The organism is Pseudomonas sp. TNT2022 ID1044, from assembly GCF_028656895.1.
In the GTDB taxonomy this organism is placed as follows: Bacteria; Pseudomonadota; Gammaproteobacteria; order Pseudomonadales; family Pseudomonadaceae; genus Aquipseudomonas; species Aquipseudomonas reinekei.
The window spans coordinates 1-25,664 of sequence record NZ_JAMDHB010000001.1 but is presented as its reverse complement, the minus strand read 5'-3'; the positions used below and the strand labels follow the sequence as shown (position 1 = coordinate 25,664).

Annotated in this window: 21 protein-coding genes; 11 read left to right on the top strand and 10 right to left on the bottom strand. The window is 60.5% G+C overall.

The window, feature by feature from the left end; all coding sequences use genetic code 11:
* Positions 1 to 38: 38 nt before the first annotated feature.
* The 4 genes from acnD to M5G20_RS00090 form a co-directional block, all read right to left on the bottom strand.
* Positions 39 to 2,633: a Fe/S-dependent 2-methylisocitrate dehydratase AcnD gene (gene acnD, locus M5G20_RS00105; protein ID WP_273917372.1), complete on the bottom strand. Its 2,595-nt coding sequence runs from the start codon at positions 2,631 to 2,633 to the stop codon at positions 39 to 41.
* 203 nt (positions 2,634 to 2,836) lie between these two features.
* The gene (gene prpC / locus M5G20_RS00100; protein ID WP_273917371.1) at positions 2,837 to 3,964 is read right to left on the bottom strand and encodes a bifunctional 2-methylcitrate synthase/citrate synthase; all 1,128 of its coding nucleotides are present in this window, start codon (positions 3,962 to 3,964) and stop codon (positions 2,837 to 2,839) included.
* A 40-nt stretch (positions 3,965 to 4,004) separates the two neighbouring features.
* Positions 4,005 to 4,895: a methylisocitrate lyase gene (gene prpB / locus M5G20_RS00095; RefSeq protein WP_150733200.1), complete on the bottom strand. Its 891-nt coding sequence runs from the start codon at positions 4,893 to 4,895 to the stop codon at positions 4,005 to 4,007.
* On the bottom strand, positions 4,892 to 5,611 hold the full coding sequence (locus M5G20_RS00090; protein WP_075949112.1) for a GntR family transcriptional regulator: 720 nt from the start codon (positions 5,609 to 5,611) through the stop codon (positions 4,892 to 4,894). The genes prpB and M5G20_RS00090 overlap by 4 nt, the downstream gene beginning before the upstream one ends.
* Before the next feature lie 391 nt (positions 5,612 to 6,002).
* Here M5G20_RS00090 and rloA point away from each other — a divergent pair, with 391 nt between their 5' ends.
* The 4 genes from rloA to pabB all read left to right on the top strand — a co-directional run bounded on the left by rloA (position 6,003) and on the right by pabB (position 10,604).
* Positions 6,003 to 6,539, top strand: a complete 537-nt coding sequence (gene rloA, locus M5G20_RS00085; protein WP_273917370.1) for a retropepsin-like aspartic peptidase RloA — start codon at positions 6,003 to 6,005, stop codon at positions 6,537 to 6,539.
* 5 nt (positions 6,540 to 6,544) lie between these two features.
* Entirely contained in the window at positions 6,545 to 8,080 is a 1,536-nt protein-coding gene (gene rloB / locus M5G20_RS00080; RefSeq protein ID WP_273917369.1) for an osmotic stress tolerance membrane protein RloB, read from the top strand.
* Positions 8,080 to 9,066: an alpha-L-glutamate ligase-like protein gene (locus M5G20_RS00075; protein ID WP_273917368.1), complete on the top strand. Its 987-nt coding sequence runs from the start codon at positions 8,080 to 8,082 to the stop codon at positions 9,064 to 9,066. The genes rloB and M5G20_RS00075 overlap by 1 nt, the downstream gene beginning before the upstream one ends.
* 200 nt (positions 9,067 to 9,266) lie before the next feature.
* Positions 9,267 to 10,604, top strand: a complete 1,338-nt coding sequence (pabB, locus tag M5G20_RS00070) for an aminodeoxychorismate synthase component I (protein ID WP_273917367.1) — start codon at positions 9,267 to 9,269, stop codon at positions 10,602 to 10,604.
* A 37-nt stretch (positions 10,605 to 10,641) separates the two neighbouring features.
* On the opposite strand, the gene thrH is transcribed toward pabB, so the two are convergent.
* Positions 10,642 to 11,259, bottom strand: a complete 618-nt coding sequence (thrH, locus tag M5G20_RS00065) for a bifunctional phosphoserine phosphatase/homoserine phosphotransferase ThrH (RefSeq protein ID WP_150733196.1) — start codon at positions 11,257 to 11,259, stop codon at positions 10,642 to 10,644.
* Between the two features lie 171 nt (positions 11,260 to 11,430).
* Between thrH and M5G20_RS00060 the strand changes: the two genes are divergently transcribed.
* From M5G20_RS00060 to M5G20_RS00050, 3 genes are all read left to right on the top strand, one after another.
* Entirely contained in the window at positions 11,431 to 12,171 is a 741-nt protein-coding gene (locus M5G20_RS00060; protein ID WP_273917366.1) for a phosphoadenylyl-sulfate reductase, read from the top strand.
* A gap of 509 nt (positions 12,172 to 12,680) precedes the next feature.
* A complete protein-coding gene (locus M5G20_RS00055) occupies positions 12,681 to 14,222 on the top strand; it encodes an NCS1 family nucleobase:cation symporter-1 (RefSeq protein ID WP_273917365.1) in 1,542 nt (513 codons plus the stop codon).
* A 59-nt stretch (positions 14,223 to 14,281) separates the two neighbouring features.
* Positions 14,282 to 15,010 carry an aspartate/glutamate racemase family protein gene (locus M5G20_RS00050; RefSeq protein ID WP_075949104.1) on the top strand — a complete coding sequence of 243 codons (729 nt, stop codon included), beginning with the start codon at positions 14,282 to 14,284 and terminating at the stop codon, positions 15,008 to 15,010.
* Positions 15,011 to 15,140: 130 nt separating this feature from the next.
* Here the strand turns inward: M5G20_RS00050 and M5G20_RS00045 are convergent, their stop codons facing one another.
* Entirely contained in the window at positions 15,141 to 16,067 is a 927-nt protein-coding gene (locus tag M5G20_RS00045) for a LysR family transcriptional regulator (protein ID WP_273917364.1), read from the bottom strand.
* Positions 16,068 to 16,193: 126 nt separating this feature from the next.
* On the opposite strand from M5G20_RS00045, the gene M5G20_RS00040 reads away from it, so the two are divergent.
* Entirely contained in the window at positions 16,194 to 16,940 is a 747-nt protein-coding gene (locus M5G20_RS00040; RefSeq protein WP_212625246.1) for a 3-oxoacyl-ACP reductase family protein, read from the top strand.
* Between the two features lie 51 nt (positions 16,941 to 16,991).
* Here the strand turns inward: M5G20_RS00040 and M5G20_RS00035 are convergent, their stop codons facing one another.
* Positions 16,992 to 18,167 (bottom strand): MFS transporter, encoded by a 1,176-nt coding sequence (locus M5G20_RS00035; RefSeq protein WP_273917363.1) that lies wholly within the window; start codon positions 18,165 to 18,167, stop codon positions 16,992 to 16,994.
* Positions 18,168 to 18,377: 210 nt separating this feature from the next.
* Here M5G20_RS00035 and M5G20_RS00030 point away from each other — a divergent pair, with 210 nt between their 5' ends.
* Complete coding sequence (locus M5G20_RS00030) at positions 18,378 to 20,201, top strand: glycoside hydrolase family 15 protein (RefSeq protein ID WP_273917362.1); 1,824 nt, start codon at positions 18,378 to 18,380, stop codon at positions 20,199 to 20,201.
* A 137-nt stretch (positions 20,202 to 20,338) separates the two neighbouring features.
* Here M5G20_RS00030 and M5G20_RS00025 read toward each other — a convergent pair whose 3' ends face one another.
* On the bottom strand, positions 20,339 to 21,310 hold the full coding sequence (locus M5G20_RS00025; RefSeq protein ID WP_273917361.1) for a GlxA family transcriptional regulator: 972 nt from the start codon (positions 21,308 to 21,310) through the stop codon (positions 20,339 to 20,341).
* Between the two features lie 90 nt (positions 21,311 to 21,400).
* Here M5G20_RS00025 and inhA point away from each other — a divergent pair, with 90 nt between their 5' ends.
* Positions 21,401 to 22,087: an isonitrile hydratase gene (gene inhA, locus M5G20_RS00020; RefSeq protein WP_273917360.1), complete on the top strand. Its 687-nt coding sequence runs from the start codon at positions 21,401 to 21,403 to the stop codon at positions 22,085 to 22,087.
* A gap of 357 nt (positions 22,088 to 22,444) precedes the next feature.
* Here inhA and M5G20_RS00015 read toward each other — a convergent pair whose 3' ends face one another.
* Positions 22,445 to 22,933, bottom strand: coding sequence for an SRPBCC family protein (locus tag M5G20_RS00015; protein ID WP_273917359.1), 489 nt, complete (start codon positions 22,931 to 22,933; stop codon positions 22,445 to 22,447).
* A 161-nt stretch (positions 22,934 to 23,094) separates the two neighbouring features.
* On the opposite strand from M5G20_RS00015, the gene M5G20_RS00010 reads away from it, so the two are divergent.
* Complete coding sequence (locus tag M5G20_RS00010; RefSeq protein ID WP_273917358.1) at positions 23,095 to 23,502, top strand: lysozyme inhibitor LprI family protein; 408 nt, start codon at positions 23,095 to 23,097, stop codon at positions 23,500 to 23,502.
* A 76-nt stretch (positions 23,503 to 23,578) separates the two neighbouring features.
* Here M5G20_RS00010 and mrdA read toward each other — a convergent pair whose 3' ends face one another.
* Complete coding sequence (mrdA, locus tag M5G20_RS00005; RefSeq protein WP_273917356.1) at positions 23,579 to 25,471, bottom strand: penicillin-binding protein 2; 1,893 nt, start codon at positions 25,469 to 25,471, stop codon at positions 23,579 to 23,581.
* Positions 25,472 to 25,664 lie beyond the last annotated feature (193 nt).

Here is a 25,664-nt window from a genome sequence, read left to right as displayed (position 1 = left end):
GACACGGGACTCAAGGTCCCGTGTCAGCGCAGCAAGTGTTAAACGGCTACCGCCGATTCTTCGAGGAAGTCCTGGGCGAAGCGTTGCAACACGCCGCCGGCCTCGTAGATCGACACTTCTTCGGCGGTGTCGAGACGGCAGGTCACCGGCACATCGACGCGCTCGCCGTTCTTGCGATGGATCACCAGCGTCAGCTCGGCGCGTGGCGTGCGTTCACCAATCACGTCGTAGGTTTCGCTGCCGTCGATCGCCAGGGTGTGGCGGTTGGTGCCGGGTTTGAACTCCAGCGGCAACACGCCCATGCCCACCAGGTTGGTGCGGTGGATGCGCTCGAAACCTTCGGCGGCAATCGCTTCGACACCGGCCAGGCGCACGCCTTTGGCCGCCCAGTCGCGGGACGAGCCCTGACCGTAGTCGGCACCGGCAATGATGATCAGCGGCTGCTTGCGATCCATGTAGGTTTCAATGGCTTCCCACATGCGCATCACCTGGCCTTCCGGCTCGACGCGGGCCAGTGAACCCTGCTTGACCTTACCGTTTTCCAGAACCATTTCGTTGAACAGTTTCGGGTTGGCGAAGGTGGCGCGCTGCGCAGTCAGGTGGTCACCACGGTGAGTCGCGTAGGAGTTGAAGTCCTCTTCCGGCAAGCCCATTTTCGCCAGGTATTCGCCAGCGGCGCTGTCGAGCATGATGGCGTTGGATGGCGACAGGTGATCGGTGGTGATGTTGTCCGGCAGTACTGCCAGCGGGCGCATGCCCTTGAGCGGACGCGCGCCGGCCAGTGCGCCTTCCCAGTACGGCGGACGGCGGATGTAGGTGCTCATTTCGCGCCAGTCGTACAGCGGCGCGACTTTCGGGCCGGTGTCTTCGTGGATGGCGAACATCGGGATGTAGACCTGACGGAACTGCTCAGGCTTCACCGAAGCTTTCACCACGGCGTCGATTTCTTCGTCGCTCGGCCAGATGTCTTTCAGGCGGATTTCATTGCCATCCACCACGCCCAGCACATCTTTTTCGATGTCGAAACGGATGGTGCCAGCGATGGCGTAAGCGACCACCAATGGCGGCGACGCGAGGAACGCTTGCTTGGCGTACGGGTGAATCCGGCCGTCGAAGTTACGGTTGCCGGACAACACGGCAGTGGCGTACAGATCGCGGTCGATGATCTCTTGCTGGATCACCGGGTCCAGCGCGCCGGACATGCCGTTGCAAGTGGTGCAAGCGAAGGCCACGACACCGAAACCGAGCTGCTCCAGCTCATCGGTCAGGCCGGCTTCATCGAGGTACAGGGCAACGGTTTTCGAACCCGGTGCCAGGGACGACTTGACCCATGGCTTGCGGGTCAGACCCAGCTTGTTTGCGTTGCGCGCCAGCAGGCCGGCAGCGATCACGTTGCGCGGGTTACTGGTGTTGGTGCAGCTGGTGATGGCAGCGATGATCACCGCGCCGTCGGGCATTTGGCCTGGTACATCGTCCCACTGACCGGAGATGCCTTTGGCCGCCAGATCCGACACCGCCACACGAGCGTGCGGGTTGCTCGGGCCGGCCATGTTGCGCACCACCGAAGACAGATCGAACGTCAGGCCGCGCTCGTATTGCGCGCCTTTGAGGCTGTCAGCCCAGAGGCCGGTGGTCTTGGCGTAGTTCTCGACCAACTGCACCTGCTCGTCTTCACGGCCGGTGAGTTTGAGGTAGTCGATGGTTTGCTGGTCGATGTAGAACATCGCTGCGGTGGCGCCGTATTCCGGCGCCATGTTGGAGATAGTCGCGCGGTCACCCAGGGTCAGCGCCGCTGCGCCTTCACCAAAGAACTCCAGCCATGCGCCAACCACTTTTTGCTTGCGCAGGAACTCGGTCAGCGCCAGCACCATGTCGGTGGCGGTGATGCCCGGTTGCAGCTTGCCGGTCAGTTCGACGCCGACGCTTTCCGGCAGACGCATCCACGATGCGCGGCCGAGCATCACGCTCTCGGCTTCCAGGCCACCGACACCAATGGCAATCACGCCCAGCGCATCGACGTGCGGGGTGTGGCTGTCGGTGCCGACGCAAGTATCAGGAAACGCCACGCCGTCGCGCACCTGGATCACCGGAGACATTTTCTCCAGGTTGATCTGGTGCATGATGCCGTTGCCCGGCGGGATCACGTCGACGTTCTTGAACGCCTTCTTGGTCCAGTTGATGAAGTGGAAACGGTCTTCGTTGCGACGGTCTTCGATGGCGCGGTTCTTCTCGAACGCTTGCGGATCGAAGCCACCGCGCTCGACGGCCAGGGAGTGGTCGACGATCAACTGCGTCGGCACCACCGGGTTGACTTGCGCCGGGTCGCCGCCTTGCAGGGCGATGGCGTCACGCAGGCCGGCGAGGTCGACCAGTGCAGTCTGGCCAAGAATGTCGTGGCACACCACACGGGCCGGGAACCACGGGAAGTCGAGGTCGCGCTTGCGCTCGATGAATTGCTTCAGGGATTCGGTGAGCGTGGCCGGGTCGCAGCGACGCACAAGGTTTTCCGCCAGCACGCGTGAGGTGTAAGGCAGGGTGTCGTAGGCGCCAGGCTGAATGGCCTCGACCGCTGCGCGGACATCGAAGTAATCCAGGTGGCTGCCGGGCAGCGGTTTACGGAATTGAGTGTTCATCGTCAGGACTCGGTCACGGTAGTTACAAAAGGCGGGGCCTGGCACCAGACTTGAAGTTCACACCATCCACTGTGGGAGCGGGCTTGCCCGCGATGACGGAGTCACATCCAACAGGTATGTCGACTGACCCGCCGCTATCGCGGGCAAGCCCGCTCCCACAGGTTTTTCGGTGAACCTCAATATCAGTGCCTGGCCTCCACCATTCAGCGTTGTTCGATTGGCACGAACTTGCGCTGTTCGACGCCGGTGTATTCGGCGCTCGGGCGGATGATGCGGTTGTTGGCGCGTTGTTCGTAGACGTGGGCCGCCCAGCCGGTCAGGCGCGAGCAGACGAAGATCGGCGTGAACAACTTGGTCGGGATGCCCATGAAGTGGTACGCCGAGGCATGGTAGAAGTCGGCGTTCGGGAACAGTTTTTTCTGTTCCCACATGGTGGCGTCGATGGCTTCGGACACCGGGAACAACACGGTGTCGCCCACTTCGTCGGCCAGCTTTTTCGACCAGCCCTTGATCACCTCGTTGCGCGGATCGTTGTCCTTATAGATCGCGTGGCCGAAGCCCATGATCTTGTCCTTGCGCGCCAGCATGCCGAGGGTGCCCTCGACCGCCTCTTCAGGCGAAGAGAAGCGCTCGATCATTTCCATCGCCGCTTCGTTGGCGCCACCGTGCAGCGGGCCGCGCAGCGAGCCGATGGCCGCGGTGATGCACGAATACAGATCGGACAGGGTCGAGGCACACACGCGCGCGGTGAAGGTCGATGCGTTGAACTCGTGCTCTGCGTAGAGGATCAGCGAAACGTTCATCACCTTGACGTGCAACTCGCTTGGCTTCTTGCCGTGCAGCAGGTGCAGGAAATGGCCGCCGATGGACGCTTCATCGCTCACGCACTCGATGCGCTTGCCTTCGTGGCTGAAGCGATACCAGTAAGTCATGATCGCCGGGAACGCGGCCAGCAGACGGTCGGTTTTGTCGTGCTGCTCGGAGAAGTTGTTCTCCGGCTCAAGGTTGCCCAGGAACGAGCAGCCGGTGCGCATCACGTCCATCGGGTGGGCGTCGGCGGGGATGCGCTCCAGCACTTCTTTCAGCGCTTGCGGCAGGTCGCGCAGCTTGCTCAGCTTGGTGATGTAGGCGTTCAGTTGCGCCTTGCTCGGCAGTTCACCGTACAGCAGCAGGTAAGCGACTTCTTCGAACTGTGCGTCAGCCGCCAGTTCACGAACGTCATAACCACGATAGGTCAGACCGGCACCCGACTGGCCCACGGTGGACAGTGCGGTTTGCCCGGCAACCTGGCCACGGAGCCCGGCGCCACTGAGTACTTTTGCTTCGGCCATTGCTGTCTCCAATCTTGAATTTATTAGGGAGTTATTCGACTTACTTCTTCGCCGCAAACAACGCATCGAGCTTCTGCTCGAAGGTGTGGTAGTCGATGCGATCGTAAAGCTCCATGCGAGTCTGCATGGTGTCGATGACGTTCTGTTGCGTGCCGTCGCGGCGGATCGCGGTGTAGACATTTTCCGCTGCCTTGTTCATGGCACGGAAGGCCGACAGCGGGTACAGCACCAGCGACACGTCGGCTGCGGCGAGTTGCTCGGTGGTGTACAGCGGCGTCGCGCCGAATTCGGTGATGTTGGCCAGGATCGGTGCTTTCACGCGGTTGGCGAACAGCTTGTACATGTCCAGTTCGGTGATGGCTTCCGGGAACACCATGTCGGCACCGGCCTCGATGCACGCGGCAGCGCGATCCAGGGCAGACTCCAGACCTTCCACCGCCAGGGCGTCGGTACGGGCCATGATCACGAAGCTGTCATCGGTGCGGGCATCGACGGCTGCTTTGATACGGTCGACCATTTCCTGCTGGGTCACGATCTCTTTATTAGGGCGGTGACCGCAGCGCTTGGCGCCGACCTGGTCTTCGATGTGAATCGCCGCCGCGCCGAACTTGATCATCGACTTGACGGTGCGCGCAACGTTGAACGCCGAGGAACCGAAACCGGTGTCCACGTCCACCAGCAGCGGCAAATCGCAAACATCAGTAATGCGGCGTACGTCCGTCAGCACGTCATCCAGGCCAGTGATGCCCAGGTCCGGCACGCCGAGGGAGCCGGCAGCCACCCCGCCACCCGAGAGGTAGATCGCCTTGAAACCGGCGCGCTTGGCCAGCAACGCGTGGTTGGCGTTGATTGCGCCGACCACTTGCAATGGATGCTCGCTGGCGACCGCATCGCGGAAACGCTGGCCTGGAGTGCTCTTGTTGGAACTCATGACTCACCTCGTTTGGCTGTCGGGTTAACGCCGTCCTGGTAATGACGGGCGATGTTGCGTTTGGAGGCGCCGATGTGGCGGCGCATCAACAACTCGGCCAGCTCACCGTCACGGTCGGCGATGGCATCGAGAATTCGGTGGTGTTCGGCAAAGGCCTGGTGCGGGCGATTGGGCGTGGTGGAAAACTGAATGCGGTACATGCGCACCAGTTGATACAACTCGCCGCACAGCATTTGGGTCAGCGTGCGGTTGCCGCTGCCCTGAATGATCCGGTAGTGAAAGTCGAAATCGCCTTCCTGTTGGTAATAGCCCCGGCCAGCCTGAAACGCCTCGTCGCGCTCGTGGGTTTCGAGCACCCGACGCAGTTCGTCGATTTCTTCTACGCTCATGCGTTCAGCGGCCAGGCGACAGGCCATGCCTTCCAGGGATTCACGGATTTCGTAAAGCTCGATCAACTCGGCATGATTGAGCGACACCACCCGCGCCCCGACGTGCGGCACGCGCACCAGCAGGCGCTGGCCTTCCAGGCGGTGGATGGCCTCGCGCAGCGGGCCGCGGCTGATGCCATAGGTACGGGCCAGCTCTGGTTCGGAGATTTTACTGCCCGGCGCGATATCGCCTTTGACGATGGCCGCCTGAATACGGCGGAAGACGTTCTCGGAAAGCGTCTCCGAATCGTCTTGGGTAGAAACCGGGGGATCGAGTTGATCCAGCATATTGTCGACACCTTGAAAGCCAATGCCGCAAAAACTAGCGAATACACCGGACATAGTCAAAGGATAATTGGATATTGTCGACAATCGTCTAATAACCACATTCCTGGTAGAAGCCGGCTTGCTGGCGATGGCGCAGGGTCAGCAATGGATTTGGCGACTGGACAGGCGCTATCGCCAGCAAGCCGGCTTCCACGAAGACAGCGCGACCTGCAGCGTGCCTCATAGCAGCCGGCCAGCGCTGGCGCCAACAAGCCACCGTGCTAGAATGCCGCCCGCATTTGTTTGTCACATCTGCACTGTCTGTCATAAAACACTGATAGGCATACGAAGGAGCTTGCGCAGCAATGCCAGGGTCTTGAACTGAAGTATGGCCCGCTGCGCACCAGGATTTATGAGACTCAAGCCTTTTCCCACCTTCCTTTATCTTCTTTGCCTGCCGGGATTTGCAGCAGCGGGGGAAAAGACCGTGTACGGTCTCAATGAGTACGCTTTCCTGGGTGGCATCGACCTGGAAGTGGCGGCCAAACTCGACACCGGGGCGAAGACAGCGTCCCTGAGTGCCCGCGACATCAAGCGCTTCAAGCGCAATGGCGAGTCCTGGGTGCGTTTCTACCTGGCCATCGACGCCGCCCACTCACACCCGATTGAACGACCGCTGGCCCGTGTCAGCAAGATCAAGCGCCGGGCCGGCGACTACGATCCGGAAGAAGGCAAAAAGTACACCGCCCGTCCGGTGATCGAGCTCGATATCTGCATGGGCTCGGCTTTACGCACCATCGAAGTGAACCTTACCGACCGAAGTGCCTTCCAATATCCGCTCTTGATTGGCTCCGAAGCACTCAAACGCTTCGATGCGCTGGTCGATCCCAGTCTTAAATACGCTGCCGGCAAACCCGCCTGCGCTACCGACGCTCATATCGCAGAGTAATTCCAATGCGCTCTCTTAACCTTCATCTGAAAATGCTGATCGCCATCCTGGTGGTGCTGGGCATATCAGTTACGGCCTATCAGATCTTCGTGCTGGGCATTCCCGTAACCGAAGACGCCACCGACGACCTGTGGAACATCGACGCCAAGGTCGAGTTCGTCGCCAGCGCCAAAGACCCGGTCAAGATCCAGATGTTCGTGCCGCCACTGAGCCGCGACTACGTCAGTCTTAACGAGAGCTTCATCTCCAATAACTACGGCGTGGCCGTGAACCGCGTCGACGGCAACCGCAAGGTCACCTGGTCGGCGCGTCGGGCCAAGGGCAACCAGACGCTGTATTACCGCCTGGTGCTGACCAAGCGCTACACCGCTGAAAAAACCAAAATCAAAGGCCCGACCTTCCGCGACAGCATTGCCGTCGAAGGCCCCGAGAAAATCGCCGCCGAAGCTCTGCTCGCGCCGATCCGCCAGCATTCGGCCGACGTCGAGACCTTCATCAGCGAAGCCATCAAGCGGGTCAACAACAGCAACGACGACAACGCCAAGATGCTGCTGGCCGGCGACCCGACCCCGGCGCACAAGGCGAAGATCGTCGAACTGCTGCTCTCCATCGCCCACGTCCCGGTGGAAAAGGTCCACACCGTGCGCCTCGTGGCCGACCAGCCGCAGACACCGGAACTCTGGTTGCGCAGCTTCAACGGAACCGACTGGCTGTACTTCAACCCGGAATCCGGCGAACAGGGCCTGCCGACCGACCGCCTGCTGTGGTGGACCGGCGACGAAAACCTGATCACCGTCGATGGCGGCAAGAAAGCCACTGTCACCTTCAGCATGAACAACAGCGAAATGAACGCCATTCGCCTGGCCAAGCTGACGGATGAAAACACCGACGCCAACTTCCTCGAATACTCGCTGTACGGCCTGCCACTGCAAACCCAGCAGACCTTCATGATCATGGTGATGATCCCGATCGGCGTGCTGGTGATCCTGATCCTGCGCAACCTGATCGGTATCCAGACGCTGGGCACGTTCACGCCGGTGCTGATTGCCCTGGCCTTCCGCGAAACCCAGCTCGGCTTCGGCATCGTACTGTTTACCATCATCACGGCACTGGGGCTGTCGCTGCGCTCCTACCTTGAACACCTCAAGCTGCAAATGCTGCCGAGATTGTCGGTGGTGCTGACGTTTGTGGTGGTGTTGATCGCTGCCATCAGCCTGTTCAGCCACAAACTCGGTCTGGAACGCGGGCTGTCGGTTGCACTGTTCCCGATGGTGATTCTGACCATGACCATCGAACGCCTGTCGATCACCTGGGAAGAGCGTGGCGGTGGCCATGCCATGAAAGTGGCGATCGGCACGCTGTTCGCCGCCTCCCTGGCGCACCTGATCATGAGCGTGCCGGAACTGGTGTACTTCGTGTTCACCTTCCCGGCGATCCTGTTGATCCTGGTGGGCTTCATGCTGGCGATGGGGCGCTATCGCGGTTATCGCCTGACCGAACTGGTGCGCTTCAAGGCCTTCCTGAAAAAGGCTGACGCTTGATGTTCGGTTTCTGGAAAACCTGGAAGGCCCTGGAAGCCCGGGGCATCATGGGCATCAATCGGCGCAACGCGGACTACGTGCTCAAGTACAACAAGCGCAGCCTGTACCCGATCGTCGATGACAAGATCCTCACCAAGGAGCGCGCCATCGCCGCCGGCATTCATGTGCCGGAACTGTATGGCGTGATTTCCACAGAGAAAGAAATCGAAAAGCTCGACGAGATCATCGGCGGGCGCAACGACTTCGTGATCAAACCGGCACAGGGCGCCGGGGGCGACGGCATCATTGTCGTGGCCGACCGCTTCGAGGGCCGCTATCGCACGGTGTCCGGTAAAATCATCGCCCACGAAGAGATCGAGCACCATATTTCCAGCATCCTCACCGGGCTGTATTCGCTCGGCGGACACCGTGATCGGGCGCTGATCGAATACCGCGTGATCCCGGACCAGATTTTCAAGAGCATCAGCTACGAAGGCGTGCCGGACATCCGCATCATCGTGCTGATGGGCTACCCGGTGATGGCCATGCTGCGCCTGCCGACCCGTCAGTCTGGCGGCAAGGCCAACCTGCACCAGGGCGCGATCGGCGTCGGCGTCGACCTCGCCACCGGCCTGACCCTGCGTGGCACCTGGCTGAACAACATCATCACCAAGCACCCGGACACCACCAACGCGGTGGACGGCGTGCAACTGCCCTACTGGGACGGTTTCATGAAACTCGCCGCCGGTTGTTATGAGCTGTGCGGGCTGGGTTACATCGGTGTCGACATGGTGCTCGACCAGGAAAAAGGCCCGCTGATTCTGGAGCTCAATGCCCGTCCCGGCTTGAACATTCAGATTGCCAACGATTGCGGGCTGACGCTGCGCACCCATGCCGTCGAGGCGCGCCTGGAAGAATTGAAGGCCCGCGGCGTGACCGAAACCGTGGAAGAACGCGTGGCGTTCGTACAGGAAATGTTTGGGCATATTCCGCCGGTCGAGGGTTGATCCGAGACCGGGTCGTCGCCATCGCCAGCAAGCCGGCTCCTGCAGGATGCGCTCCATTTTGTAGGCGCTGGCTTGCTAGCGATGGCGTTCTCATTGCCACCGAAGCCCCCAACCTGCCAATCCCCGACATCCCCTCTAGGAGCAAACTCCCGAGGGGACTACAATCGCCACCCCGCCTCGATGGCTGATCCAACCCGCCCATGCTGACCTGCTCCGTACACCCGCTGCCCTATCGCGCCAACCCCGCCGAGTACTTCGCGGCCATTCGTCATGCCCCTGGCGCCGTGCTGCTCGACAGCGGCCGCCCCAATGCCGACCGCGGGCGCTACGACTTGCTCAGCGCGTGGCCGCTGGAACAACTCACGGTTGCGCCCGACGAAAATGGCGGCGATTTCCTGCAACGCCTTCGCGATAATCTGACGCGGCTCGGTAAAGCGACTGTTCCTCATGAGCTGCCGTTCGCCGGCGGTCTGATCGGTTACCTCAGCTATGACTTCGGCCGACATCTGGAGATTCTGCCAAGCCAGGCGCTGGACGACCTGCAGTTGCCGGATGCGCGTTTTGGTGTGTACGACTGGGCGCTGATCAGCGATCACCAGCAGATGACCAGCCAGTTGGTGTTTCACCCGACATTGGCCGACAGCGAACGTCAGCGCCTGATCCAGCTGTTCAGCCAACCGACGACCGGGGCGGTCATACCGTTCAAACTGCAAGCACCGATGAATGCCGACCTGAGTGCCGATCAGTATCGCCAGGCAATCGAGCGGATTCAGCAATACATCCAGGCCGGTGACTGCTACCAGGTCAACTTCGCGCAGCGCTTCCGCGCACCGTGCGAGGGTGACCCGTGGACCGCTTATTGCGCGTTGCGTCTGGCGTGCCCGACACCGTTTTCCGGGTTCCAGAGCCTGCCTGACGGGGGCGCCGTGCTCAGTCTGTCGCCGGAGCGTTTCGTCAAAGTCAGCGACGGCCATGTCGAAACCCGCCCGATCAAAGGCACCCGCCCGCGCGGCCTGACGCCAGCCGAAGACTCTGCCAACGCTGCCGAACTGCTGGCCAGCCCCAAGGACCGCGCGGAAAACCTGATGATCGTCGACCTGCTGCGCAACGACCTGGGCCGCACCTGCCGTACCGGTTCGGTAGCGGTGCCGGAGTTGTTCAGCCTCGAAAGCTACCCGAACGTGCATCACCTGGTGAGCAGCGTGACCGGCGAGCTGGCGGATGATCGGGATGCACTGGACCTGATCGCCGGCAGTTTTCCGGGTGGCTCGATCACCGGTGCACCGAAAATCCGCTCGATGCAAATCATCGATGAGCTGGAACCGACCCGACGCGGACTGTATTGCGGTTCGTTGCTGTATCTGGACGTGCGCGGCGAAATGGACAGCTCCATCGCGATTCGCAGCTTGTTGGTCAAGGATGGGCAAGTGTGTTGCTGGGGCGGTGGCGGGATCGTCGCGGATTCGGAGTGGCAGGCCGAGTATCAGGAATCGATCACCAAGGTGAAAGTGCTGCTCGATACCCTGCAGAACCTTTAGCCTTTTGTGGCGAGGGAGCTCCCTCGCCACAGGTCATTTACAAACTCAAAGCCCGATTCGAAGCCTTGATGAATTCCTGCTTCAGCGCTTCAAACGTATGCACCGCCGGGAATTGCGGGAATTCGCGGATCACGTTATCCGGTGCATGGAACAGAATCCCCGCATCCGCCTCGCCCAGCATCGTCGTGTCGTTGTAGGAATCCCCCGCCGCAATCACCCGGTAGTAAAGGCTCTTGAACGACAGGACCGACTGACGCTTGGGATCTTTCTGGCGCAACTGGTAGCTCGTCACACGCCCGGTGTCGTCGGTAATCAGACGATGGCAAAGCAAGGTCGGGAAGCCCAGTTGACGCATCAGCGGCTGGGAGAATTCGTAGAACGTGTCCGACAGAATCACCACCTGGAAGCGTTCACGCAGCCAGTCGACGAACTCAATCGCGCCGTCCAGCGGCTTGAGGGTGGCGATCACTTCCTGAATGTCCGAAAGCTTCAGGCCGTGCTCGTCGAGAATCCGCAGGCGCTGCTTCATCAGCACGTCATAGTCGGGAATATCCCGAGTGGTGGCCCTGAGGGATTCGATCCCGGTTTTTTCGGCGAAGGCGATCCAGATTTCCGGAACCAGCACACCTTCAAGATCCAGACAGGCAATTTCCACAAGACACTCCCATTTGTATTGTTTATTGGTCGAGCGAGCTAAAAGACTGCCGAACTCTAGCGATTCCTCCCCCACCGCGCAACGCACAGGACGCCCCGAGCAACGCCGCTTTTTGTTACCATCGGCCCATATAGAGCGCCCAGCGCCATAGACCTGTAGGAAGCCGCCCTGATGAGCCCAACGTTCGACGTCGTGGAACTCGCCACGACCTATGCCAATAAATCCGCCCAGGACATCCTGAAACTCGCCTTTGCCGAGTTTGGTGATGATCTGTGGATATCTTTCAGCGGCGCCGAGGATGTGGTGCTGGTGGACATGGCCTGGAAGCTGAACAAGAACGTCAAAGTGTTCAGCCTCGACACCGGCCGTCTGCATCCCGAGACCTATCGCTTTATCGATCAGGTGCGCGAGCACTACAAGATTGACATCGAACTGGTGTCGCCGGACTACACCAAACTCGAACCGTTCGTGAAGGAAAAAGGCCTGTTCAGTTTTTACAAGGATGGTCATGGCGAGTGCTGCGGTATCCGCAAGATCGAGCCGCTGCGTCGCAAACTCTCCGGCGTGAAAGCCTGGGCCACCGGCCAGCGCCGCGACCAGAGCCCGGGCACCCGCAGCGCCGTTGCGGTGATGGAGATCGACACCGCGTTCTCCACCCCGGAACGCACTCTGTACAAGTTCAACCCGCTGGCGCAAATGACCAGCGAAGAGATCTGGGGTTACATCCGCATGCTCGAACTGCCGTACAACAGCCTGCACGAGCGCGGCTTCATCAGCATCGGCTGCGAACCCTGCACCCGTCCGGTGCTGCCGAACCAGCATGAGCGCGAAGGCCGCTGGTGGTGGGAAGAAGCGACCCAGAAAGAATGCGGGTTGCATGCGGGCAATATCATCAGCAAGTCCAACACCTGATCCCCAGCCCGGCGATATCCCCCTGTAGGAGCCGGCTTGCTGGCTCCTACAAAGTCAGTCATCAAAAAAATGTGTACACACGAATGTCACCATCGGTGCCATTTATGTGTGCACTTTTTCGTTTCCACGCCCCTAAAAGTTACATTCCTTCTCCGCCCTTGCGCCGCTACGTCCTCGAGCCTTCCCCCGCGAAAATAAAAACCTGCTCCAACGGTCAGTTTATATTTCCGATTTTTCAGCAGCTTGGCGCAAAGCCATAACAAAACGAAATGAGCAGCGCCATTCATAGAACGGCCGGCTGGCATGGATCTGGCTTAAGTGCATACATGTTTTGTATACAATATTATCAAGACATACACACACTCAAGATCCGCAAGCCTGAAGCGCCCTATCCCGTACAGGCTGCAGATGCCCCGTAACCAATGATATTCGCTACACCGCGACGAAGATTTGTCGAGCCAACGCTCATGCACAGTCATCGCGGCGTCGAGCATCAGGAGCCTGCCGGAATGCGTACAAGTCTTTCAAACAACAATATTGCGCTGGATCTTCCCTCCTCCCACGCCACCCAGACCGCTGTTGATCAAACGCTTGAATCTCCCGTGGTACTCAGCCCACGTCTGCACAACAAAGACCTCGCGCCGACCAAGGCCGAAGGGCGACGCTGGGGTCGCTACAGCATCTTCGCGCTGTGGACCAATGACGTGCACAACATCGCCAACTACTCCTTCGCCATCGGTCTTTATGCGTTGGGCCTTGGTGGCTGGCAGATTCTTCTGTCCCTGGGGATTGGCGCGGCGCTGGTGTACTTTTTCATGAACCTGTCGGGCTACATGGGCCAGAAGACCGGTGTGCCGTTTCCGGTCATCAGCCGGATCAGTTTCGGCATTCACGGAGCGCAGATTCCTGCATTGATCCGGGCTGTTATCGCCATCGCCTGGTTCGGCATTCAGACGTACCTGGCCTCGGTGGTCTTTCGCGTCTTGTTGACGGCCATCCATCCCGGCTTCGCCGAATACGACCACGACTCGATTCTCGGCCTGTCGACCCTGGGCTGGGTGTGCTTCGTAGCGATCTGGCTCGTGCAGCTGGCGATCCTCGCCTACGGCATGGAAATGGTGCGCCGCTATGAAGCGTTTGCCGGGCCGGTGATTCTGCTGACCGTCGCCGCCCTCGCCGCCTGGATGTACTTTCAGGCCGACGCGACCATTGCCTGGTCAATCCACGAACCGCTCACCGGTGGCGAGATGTGGCGCAACATCTTTGCCGGTGGCGCGCTATGGCTGGCGATCTATGGCACGCTGATCCTGAATTTCTGTGACTTCGCCCGTTCGTCGCCGTGCCGCAAAACCATCAAGGTCGGAAATTTCTGGGGTCTGCCGGTGAACATTCTGGTATTCGCCGCCATCACCGTCCTGCTGTGCGGCGCGCAATTCCAGATCAACGGCCACATTATTGAAAGTCCTACAGAGATCATCGCCTCGATCCCCAACACGTTCTTCCTGGTCCTCGGTTGCCTGGCGTTCCTGATCGTCACCGTGGCCGTGAACATCATGGCCAACTTCGTCGCCCCGGCTTTCGTGCTCAGCAACCTGGCGCCGAAGTACCTGACGTTCCGTCGCGCCGGCCTCATCAGCGCGACCATCGCCGTGCTGATCCTGCCGTGGAACCTCTACAACAGTCCGCTGGTGATCGTGTACTTCCTCTCGGGCCTCGGCGCCCTGCTCGGCCCGCTGTATGGCGTGATCATGGTCGACTACTGGCTGCTACGAAAAGGTCAGATCAACGTGCCGCAGTTGTACAGCGAAGACCCGAACGGCGCTTATTACTACAGCCGAGGGGTCAATTTGCGCGCCGTGGCGGCGTTCATTCCCGCAGCCTTGATCGCCATCGTCCTGGCGCTGGTGCCGGGTTTCCACTTGGTGTCGCCGTTCTCCTGGCTGATTGGCGCCGCGATTGCAGGGCTGCTCTATCTGATCATCGCCAAACGCCAACCGCATTATGCCGACGTCAGCGGCGAAACGATTGCGGTCGACAACGCCAGCCATTAACTCCATCGCGGCCCGGCAGTAGCGTCGGGCCGCGGAACCACCCGTTATAAGGACTTCCCATGCGAATTCTCGTGGTCAACGTCAACACCACCGAATCCATCACCCAGGCCATCGCCCGTTCGGCCCAGTCCGTGGCCGCGCCCGGCACCGAAATCGTTGGCCTGACGCCCTACTTCGGTGCCGACTCCATCGAAGGCAATTTCGAAAGCTACCTGGCCGCCATCGCGGTCATGGACCGGGTGATGTCCTACGACCAGCCCTTCGATGCGGTGATTCAGGCCGGTTACGGCGAACACGGCCGCGAAGGCTTGCAGGAGCTGCTCAACGTGCCGGTGGTGGACATCACCGATGCAGCGGCCAGCACCGCAATGTTCCTCGGCCATGCTTATTCGGTGGTCACTACCCTCGACCGCACCGTGCCGCTGATCGAGGATCGCCTGAAACTCTCGGGCCTCTGGGATCGCTGCGCGTCGGTGCGCGCCAGCGGGTTGGCGGTACTGGAATTGGAACACGAGCCGCAACGCGCACTCGAGGCCATCGTGCATCAAGCCGAGTTGGCGGTGACCCAGGACAAAGCGGAAGTCATCTGCCTCGGTTGCGGCGGCATGGCCGGGCTTGATGAGCAGATTCGCCAGCGTACCGGCGTGCCGGTGATCGATGGCGTGACTGCGGCAGTGACCATTGCCGAGTCGCTGGTGCGATTGGGCCTGTCGACGTCGAAGGTGCGCACGTATGCGACACCACGGCCGAAGAACATCATTGGCTGGCCGCAGAAGTTCATGCGGTAGACCGCGTTATCGCTCATCGCGGGCAAGCCCGGCTCCCACAGGATCTGCGTCGTTTACATTATTGAGGCCGGCACAGAACCTGTGGGAGCGGGCTTGCCCGCGATGGCCACGCCTCGGTCTACAGCCATGCTCAAACCGCACTGAACCTCTGCGCCAACCCTCGCTGCGCAAACTGCTCAAAAATGAAATCGACAAACGCCCGGGTCTTGCCCGGCAACAATTTGTGCTCGGCGTAGTAGATCGAAATATTGCCGTCATCGATGTACCAGTCCGGCAACACCCGCTGTAACGTGCCCGCTTCCAGATAATTGACCGCAAACGGCATGCTCACCAACGCAATGCCCAGGCCCTGGGCGGCTGTGGCGCAAGCGGCATCCGAATCACTCATGGTCATTCGCGCCTTGAGCATCAACGGTCGGCAGTGTTGAGGGCTACGGCCGGTCAACTGCCAGGAACGCACGCGTCCGGTTTGCGGCGACCGGATCAGGATACCGTCGTGATGCTGAAGATCGTCCGGCTCCGTGATCGCTTCATGTCGCTTCAGATAGTCTGCCGAGGCCAGCAACACCCGATGCGCCGGTGCCAGCTTGCGTGCGACCACGCCTTGGGGCAGCTCAAATCCGCCACCAATCGCCGCATCGAAACCCTGACCGATCAGGTCGACCTGGCGATTGTCGAAATGCCAGTCCGGATTGATCGCCGGATAGCGCCGCAGAAACTCGCCGAGCAGCGGCACGACATACAGTCGCCCGAACACCGTGCCCATGCTGACCTTCAAAGTCCCCGCCGGCTGCCCTTCGGCGTTAGCCAGATGGGCCACCGCGTTCTGGATGGTCGTCAGGCTGGCACTGACCTGCCCCAAAAACAGCTGACCGGCCTCGGTCAGCGTCAGGCTGCGGGTGCTGCGCTGAAACAACCGCACACCCAACCGCGCCTCCAGCTTGGCGACGCTTTTACCCACCGCCGCCGGCGTAAGGCTCAAGCGCCGCGCGGCTTCGGCAAAGCTGCCGACTTCAGCACTGCGGACAAAGCATTCGATACTGCTAAAGGTTTCCATGGCGCATCACTATAAACTTCTGGTTTACACAGACTATAGCAATTACCGTCTACTCAGGTTGCAATCCTCAATCGATACTAGGCTCCATCAACCGGGACATCTCGCCTCGGGACTTTGGAGAAAGAAATGACTACTCAGAACCTCAACGGCAAAGTGGCTTTGATTCAAGGCGGTTCCCGCGGCATTGGTGCGGCCATCGTCAAACGCCTGGCCGCGCAAGGCGCGACAGTAGCCTTCACCTACGTCAGCTCCACAGCCAAGGCCGAAGAACTGCAAAACGGCATCATCGCCGACGGCGGCAAAGCCCTCGCCATCAAGGCCGACAGCGCCGACGCCGAAGCCATCCACAACGCCGTGAACGCGACGGTAGAAACCTTTGGTCGCCTGGATATCCTGGTCAACAACGCCGGCGTGCTGGCGGTGGCGCCGCTGGAAGATTTCACACTCGAAGATTTCGACCGGACCCTGGCCATCAACGTGCGCAGCGTGTTCATTGCCACCCAGGCCGCCGCCAGGCACATGACCGAAGGTGGCCGCATCATCAACATCGGCAGCACCAACGCCGACCGCATGCCCTTCGCCGGTGGAGGCCCGTATGCAATGAGCAAGTCGGCACTGGTCGGCCTGACCAAAGGCCTGGCCCGAGACCTCGGCCCGAAAGGCATCACCATCAACAACGTGCAACCGGGCCCGGTCGACACCGACATGAACCCGGCCGAAGGTGACTTCGCCGATAGCCTGATCCCGCTGATGGCGGTTGGTCGTTACGGCAAGGTTGAAGAGATCGCCAGTTTCGTCGCCTATCTTGTGGGCCCGGAAGCGGGTTACATCACCGGCGCGAGCCTGACCATCGACGGCGGTTTTGGCGCCTGATGGTTTAAATGCGATGCTGGCCCGGGAGCGGACCTCTCCGCTCCCACAGGGTCAATCCTTCAAGTGTCGATAACTCTGTAGCGCAGAACCGAGCACTACCGCACCCGCGCCAATCGCCAGCCAAAACCCGCTTCTCGCTCCGAATGCATCCACCAGCCAGCCCGACCCCGCCGCACCGATCGCCACACCGATACTCAATCCGGTGACCAGCCAGGTCAGGCCTTCGGTGAGTTTGGCCGGTGGCACGATCTGTTCCACCAGCGCCATGGCGACAATCAACGTCGGCGCAAAAAACAGTCCGGCAACGAACACCGCCAGTGACAACCCGAGAATGTTCACCGCCAGCAACAGCGGCAACGTCGTCACTGCCGTGGCGATCCCGCCGTAGAGAAACAGGCGCGGCAACGGCACTTTCGAGCGCAAGGCACCGAACGCCAGACCGGCCATGCAGGAACCGATGGCGTACACCGACAGCACAATACTCGCCGCCGCCGGTTGACCCTGTTGTTGCGCGAAGGCCACGCTGACCACGTCCACCACGCCGACGATGGTACCCATCGCGACCATCAACAACATCAGCAGCTGAATGTCGACGGAGCGAATGATCGACGCCGCATGATGTTCCTCATGGGGATGCACCGGTGGCTCGGTGCTGCGTTGCGACACAAACGCCGTGACGCCGATCGCCAGCATCAACAAAGCTGCCAAGGGGCCTGCCTCGGGAAACGCCACCACGCACAAGCCCACCGACAACGGCGGCCCGACAATAAAGCAGACTTCGTCCAGCACCGACTCCAGCGCATAGGCGGTTTGCAGTTGCGGCCGACCGCGATACAACTCGGTCCAGCGCGCCCGCACCATCGCCGACATGCTCGGCATGCACCCGGCGATGGCGGCGAACACAAACAACGTCCAGTTTGGCGCCTGCAAACGCGTGCACAACAACACCAGCAACAACGCCCCGCCACCGATCAGTGCCGACACCGGCAAAATCCGCCGCTGCCCAAAACGGTCCACCAGCCGCGACACTTGCGGCGCACAAAACGCCGTGGCCAACGCAAACGTCGCCGCCACCGCACCGGCCAAACCGTAGCCGCCCTGCAGCTGCGAAAGCATGGTGATCAGGCCGATGCCCGTCATGGAAATCGGCATGCGCGCAATCATCCCGGCCAGCACGAAGGCCCGGGCGCCGGGGGCGTTGAACAGTTCGCGATAGGGGTTGGCCATGGTGCAGGTCTCGTCAGGGGCCTGCACGTTGCCATAAGGCTGAATGGGGGGAAAGGCTGGAATTGTTGGTTGAATGTGAAGGTCCTGTCGCGGGCAGGCTCGCGCCCATATTTGCCCGCGAAGAGGCCAGAACAGTCACCGCACAAATGAACTCCAGCCCATCCAGACCAGTCAGCTACTTAGGTCCCTGTTTCCAGGAGTTTCGCGACAATGGCTGATCAACCCGAACGCCAAAGCCCCATCGACGCCCACGGCATCATCGGCGACATGCGCAGTGCTGCGCTGGTCAATGACAAGGGCAGCGTGGATTTTTTCTGCTGGCCGGAATTCGACAGCCCGTCGATTTTCTGTTCGCTGCTGGACAGTCCCGAGGCCGGGATTTTTCAGTTGTCGCCGGATTTACCCGACGCCCGTCGCGAACAGATTTACCTGCCGGACACCAATGTTCTGCAAACCCGCTGGCTCAGCGATCGCGCCGTGGTCGAAGTCACCGACCTGCTGCCCATTGGTGACAGCGAGGATGATCTGCCGGTGTTGATGCGCCAGGTCCGGGTGGTCAGCGGCAAGGCAACCTTTCACCTGCGTTGCGCCGTCCGACACGACTATGCCCGCGCCAGAACCCGCGCCCGCCTTGATAAAAAAACCGTGATTTTCGAAGCAGACAATCAGCCGTCCCTGCGCCTGTTTGCGGATCAGGCGTTACGCATAGACGCCGATGCCGCCGTCGCCGAGTTCACCCTCGAACAGGACCAGAACGCCCAATTCCTGCTTGGCGCCGTCGACGATCCGCGCTTCAAGGAAGGCGCCGCGTCGATGTGCCTGGAGCGCACGCTGAAGTTCTGGCGTGACTGGATCGGCCAGTCCAACTACCGCGGCCGCTGGCGGGAAATGGTCAACCGTTCGGCCCTGGCGATGAAGCTGCTGACCTCGCGTAAACATGGCGCCATCCTCGCCGCCGCAACCTTCGGCCTGCCGGAAACCGTCGGTGGTGAACGCAACTGGGATTACCGCTACACCTGGATCCGTGACGCCTCGTTCACCGTATACGCCTTCATGCGCCTGGGCTTCGTCGAGGAGGCCAACGCCTACATGCGCTGGTTGCGCGGACGGGTCAGCGACTGCCGCGGCCAGCCGATGAAACTCAATATCCTGTATGGCATCGATGGCCGTCAGGAGCTGCCGGAAATCGAACTCACGCACCTGTCCGGGCATGGCGGCGCAAAACCGGTGCGCATCGGTAACCTGGCTTACACGCAGGTACAACTCGACATTTTCGGCGAGCTGATGGATGCGGTGTATCTGGTGAATAAGTACGGCGAAGCCATCTCCCATGAAGGCTGGAAACACACCACGAAAGTGATCGATCAGGTCTGCGAAACCTGGAATCAGGAGGACGTTGGCATCTGGGAAATGCGCGGCGAGCAACATCACTTCCTGCACTCGCGCCTGATGTGTTGGGTGGCGCTGGATCGGGCAATCCGACTCGCCTCGAAACGCTCGCTGCCCGCCCCGTTCGCCCGTTGGGACCAGACGCGTCAGGCCATTTACGCCGACATCTGGGACAACTTCTGGAACGAAGACCTTGGCCATTTCGTCCAGCACATTGGCGGCACCGGCCTCGACGGCTCAATGTTGCTGATGCCGCTGGTGCGTTTCGTCAGTGCCAAGGACCCGCGCTGGCTGGCGACCCTGGACGCCATCGAAAAAAGCCTGGTGCGCGACGGCATGGTTTACCGCTACCGCAACGAGCACACCCACATCGACGGCCTGCCGGGCACCGAAGGCGCGTTCGCCGCGTGCTCCTTCTGGTACGTGGAATGCCTGGCCCGCGCCGGCCGGGTCGAGAAGGCCCATCTGGAGTTCGAGCAACTGCTGCGTTACGCCAACCCGTTGGGGCTGTACGCCGAAGAGTTCGACAGCCACGCCCGGCACATGGGCAATACCCCGCAAGCGCTGACACACCTGGCGTTGATCAGCGCGGCGTGTTTTCTTGATCGGAAATTGAGTGGCGAGAAGAGCTTGTGGCAGCCTTGAGTGTGGGTTCGGCGCAAGCCACTTCCCACACGTGTTACATAACGGCCGCCCACCGCAGCATTGACCTCTTCGAACCGGCCTCAACCGCGACGAACGGTGGGAAGCCTCCAAAAAGTGCCTGATCAAACGCTGGAAAGTCAGCCGCCTGCGAGGCTGACGCAAAACCGCTCACGATAAGCCTGCGGCGTCACGCCCATCGCCCGCAGAAAACTGCGGCGCAGTGTTTCCTCGCTACCGAATCCGCATTGCACGGCGACCCGCTTGATCGGCACGCCGGTATCGCTGAGCAGGCGTCGTGCGGTCTCGACGCGGATCAATTCGATGGCCCGGGCCGGCGTTTGGCCGGTTTCGGCGCGGTAGTGGCGCACGAAGCTGCGTTCGCTCATGCGCGCCTGCTGGGCCAAGGTCGGGATGCCGAGGTCTTTGGTGAGGTTTTCACTGATCCAGGCGTGAAGCTCGTCGAAGCGATCGCCTTCTTTTTGCAGGGACAGGGTCACGCTGAATTGCGACTGTCCACCGGGGCGTTTGAGAAACACCACCAGTTGCCGGGCGACTTCCAGGGCCATGTTACGACCCAGATCGGCTTCCACCATCGCCAACGCCAGATCGATACCGGCGGTCACTCCGGCTGAAGTCCAGACCGGGCCGTCGTTGATGAAAATCGGATTGGGCTCCACCCGCAGTTGCGGATGCTGCTGCGCCAACTGTTCGCATCGGGTCCAGTGGGTGACCACGCGACGGCCATCGAGCCAGCCGCTGGCTGCCAACAGGAATGCGCCGGTGCACACCGATGAAACACGTCGGCATCCTGCTGCATGCTCGCGTACCCAGTTCACCAGTGGCTGATCCTGCGCCGCCGCGTAAACACCCCAGCCACCGGCGATGATCAAGGTGTCACTGCCCTGCTCGGGCAACGGCTCGGCCAACAATGCCAGGCCCGCTGATGACATCACTGCCCCGCCGCCGCTGGCAATCACCGACGGCGCATACGGTGCAGGTGCACCTTGCTGGCGGGCGATGTCATTGGCGGACGCGAACACCTGCAACGGCCCGGTGACGTCGAGCAGTTGCACATTGGCGAACGCGAGCACGTGAATGGTTTTGGGCATATTGGCGTAATTCGTGGGGTGATTGGCGTATTAGCCAAATCCTAAGCGCCTACAGTGAAGGCGTCCACCCACTTCAGGAGAAAAAACATCATGACCTTGCAGATCGGTTTTCTGTTGTTTCCACAGGTGCAACAACTCGACCTCACCGGCCCTTACGACGTGTTGACCTCGTTGCCGGATGTGAAGGTGCATCTGATCTGGAAGGACTTGATGCCCATCACCGCCAGCACCGGCCTGATGCTGAAACCGACCGTCACTTTCGACGACTGCCCGGCGCTGGACGTGATTTGTATTCCCGGTGGCAGCGGCGTCGGGCCGCTCATGGAAGACGAGCAAACGCTGGCGTTCATCAAGGCTCAGGCTGCAAACGCGCGTTACGTGACGTCGGTCTGCACCGGCGCGCTGGTGCTCGGTGCAGCGGGCCTGCTCAAAGGCAAACGCGCGACCACTCACTGGGCCTACCACGAATTGCTGGCGCCGCTGGGAGCGATTGCGGTGAACGATCGGGTGGTGCGCGACGGCAATCTGCTGACGGGGGGCGGCATCACCGCCGGCATCGATTTTGCCCTGACCCTGGCCGCTGAGCTGTTCGATCAAGCCACCGCTGAACGGGTGCAGTTGCAGCTGGAATACGCCCCGGCTCCGCCGTTTCAGGCAGGCAGCCCGGAAACTGCGCCGGCCAGCGTACTGGAAGAGGCCCGCAAACGTGCCGCCGGTTCGTTGCAATTGCGCGCAGACATTACCGAACGCGCGGCCGCGAAACTCGACCGCCTATAAAAAATGGCTGCGAGATGAACATCTCGCAGCCAGACTTTTCTTGCGCCCATAAAAAACCCGCCGAAGCGGGTTCTTCCAAGACCATTACGACTCCCTGTCGTGAGCAATCCATGCAAATGGCCGATCATCCATGATCCTGAGCACTCCTTGTGCTTCAGTGGATGGGGCTAGAATACGCATCGGATCCAATCTGCAATAGACGACATAGTTGTTACAGCGTGTAAGACATTCGCCATAGCCCCCCTTCCGAAAACCCTTAGACGCCTCAGGTATCCAGCCTCGAAGCCACGAGTTTCATGACCTGCAGGCGTCCGGCCCCGGCGTCCAGCGTTTCAGCCAAGGCTCAAACGCATAGCCTCAGTCACCCTCACGCTCGCGGGCCTTGGCGTTTTCAACAAGAAACTGTTCGAGTCTGCTCAACTGCTCTTCCCAGCCACGGCTGTCCATGTAATACGCCTCTTTCTGGCGGACGTCGGGAATGTGCGCGAAGCCCGACTCGGAAACCTTGAGCAGCGTGCCGTCCTCAAAGTCTTGCAGTTCGAATTTCACCAGCGTGGTGGGCTCCTGGGAGTAGTCGATCTTCGGATTCACCGCGTAAGGGTGCCAGCGAAAAGAGAACAACTGCTGCGGCTCGACCCGCTCGACCAGCACATTCCACAGCACGTGCTCGTATCCGGGATACGTCACCTGCCCCTGCGTCCACTCGCCGGCAATGAAGCGTCTGCCTTCAAGCGCAACGCCGAACCATTGTCCGAACGCCTCTGCATCGACCAATGCCCGCCAAACATGGGAGCGCGGCGATTTAAGCGTGATTTTGCGCTCAAAACTATTGGGTACTGGTTTCATTTGTCACCTCCTGTACTGGACAACAGTAGGCCTGTAAGACCACAAGTCCAACCCGAAAGTTGTATGAAAGCGGTTTAAGCTGTCGTAATGGTACCCCCTGGCAGCGTCGCTTGCTTCGCTACACTGCCCCTCAACGCCCCCTTGCCACAGCGAGTTTCTCCATGCACCTACGCTTTCTCCTGGCGCTGACGCCATTGATGCTCACCTCCCAGACCTACGCCGCCGTGAACTGCGACAACACCACCGACCAGGCGACGATGAACCAGTGTGCATCGCAGCAGCATGCAGCGGCCGACAAGGAGTTGAATGCGCTTTACCAACAGATTACCAATCGCCTCAAGGGCGACCCCGACCGCAAGAAGCTGCTGTTGGGCGCGCAGCGTTCGTGGATTGCGTTTCGCGATGCCGAGTGCAAGTTTTCGGCCTCGGGCGTGGAAGGCGGCAGTGTCTATCCGCTGATCTACAGCAATTGCGTGACGGAGTTGACCCAGGCGCGGGTTGAGACGTTCAAGACATACCTGAAGTGTCAGGAGGGGGATTTGGGATGTCCGGTGCCCTCAGCCCCTTAAGTGCGATCTTTTCACAGGCACTCTGAATATCAGCGTGCCCACACCTCAGGCCTGACAAAAACGCCCGCGCAATGAATCAGACGTGAGGGTCGCCGGGGGATTTGCTGGGCGCTGCGTATTGCGGCTTCAGATGACCGTCCTGATCGAGTAGCCAGGCATCCATGATCTGCCGCACTACAGGTCCTGCGACCCGCCCACCGGCTTCACCGTTTTCGATCATGACCGAAATCACAATCTTGGGATGTTCGGCCGGGGCAAACCCGACGAACAAGGCATTGTCGCGGTTGCGCTCGCGGGTTTTCTCGCGGTTGTAACGCTCGCCCTGCTTGATCGCCACCACCTGCGCCGTGCCGCTCTTGCCGGCGATACGATATTGCGCGCCTGCCGCTGCGGCTCGGGCAATCCCCCGGGCATCATGCATCACCATTTGCATTCCGTGGTTGACCTGCTCCCAGTCGCGCGGGTCCTTGAGCAATATGTTTGGCATCGGGTGCTCATCCACTGGCGCGACACCGTCCACGGTCATGGCCAGGTGCGGGCGGTTCCACACCCCTTTGTTGGCGATCAGGGCCGTCGCCTGAGCCAATTGCAGTGGCGTGACCTGCATGTAGCCCTGGCCGATGCCGAGGATCACCGTCTCACCCGGGAACCACGGCTGATGGCGCGTCGCGCGCTTCCACGCCTGGGATGGCATCAGACCCGACGACTCTTCATACATATCCAGCGAGACTTTCTCACCCAGGCCGAACATCGCCATGTAGTCGTGCAGACGATCGATGCCCAGCTTGTGTGCCAGGTCATAGAAGTAGGTGTCGTTGGAGCGCATGATCGCCGCGTCCATATCCACCCAACCATCGCCGCTGTGGTTCCAGTTGCGGTACTTGTGATCGAAGTCCGGCAATTGGTAATAACCCGGGTCGAAGACTCGGGTCTGTGGCGTGACAACGCCGGCGTCGAGCCCGGCAATCGCCACTTCGGGCTTGATGGTCGAACCCGGCGCGTAGAGACCGCGCAGCACACGGTTGAACAGTGGCCGGTCGATGGAATCGCGCAGCGTCGAGTACTCCTTGGAGCTGATACCGGTGACGAACAGATTTGGGTCGAAACTTGGATTGCTGACCATGGCCAACACTTCGCCGGTCGACGGATCGAGCGCGACGACCGAACCACGGCGATCACCCAAGGCGTGTTCGGCGGCTTCCTGAAGCTTGATGTCGAGGCTCAGTACAATGTTTTCGCCCGGCACCGGATCAGTGTGCTTGAGCACGCGCAATACGCGGCCCTGGGCATTGGTTTCGACTTCCTCGTAACCGACATGGCCGTGTAGCTGCGACTCGTAGAATTTCTCGACCCCGGTCTTGCCGATGGATTGGGTGCCTCGGTACTCGGCCGTATCCAGCGCTTTAGATTCTTTTTCGTTAATGCGTCCGACGTAGCCGACCGAATGAGCGAAATGCTCACCCAGTGGGTAGTGCCGAACGAACTGCGGCTCGACATCCAGGCCCGGCAAACGGAATTCGTTGACCGCGAGCACCGCGATCTGCTTTTCGCTCAGCCCATAGAACAGCGTCACGGGTACGAACGGATGGCGTGCCTGCTTCATGGCCTTGTCGAACAGCGTGCGGTCTTCTGCGGGCAATTGCAGGAGGCTGGCCACCTCATCCAGCTCACGATTGACGTCGGTCGCGCGTTCGCGGGTGATGGTCAGGTTGTAGCTGGGCCGATTGTCTGCGAGCACCACGCCATTGCGGTCATAGATCAAGCCGCGGGTAGGTGTGATCGGCAGGACATGCACGCGATTGTTTTCAGAAATCGTGGAGTGATAGTCGAATTCGACGACTTGCAGAACGTACAGGCGCACCACCAGCGCGCAAGTAATCGCGACGACGAACAACGCGCAAGCCATGAGTCTCTTGTTGACCAGGCGGGTTTCTTTTTCGTGGTCTTTGATCGGAATCGGTTGGGGCATTTCTGTAGCAACTCTTTGAATAGGGAAGCGCCGATCCGTGAGCTTCAAAACAGTCCGTTAAAAAACGAGCTGCACCATACCAAAAACTACCCGGTCACTTTAGTGCGTTTTCCTCTAACGGCGATCTCTGGCCAAGCCCCGAGCAATTGCATAGAAATCGAGCAAGACAGATTTTCCTGCGGGCAAAACAAAA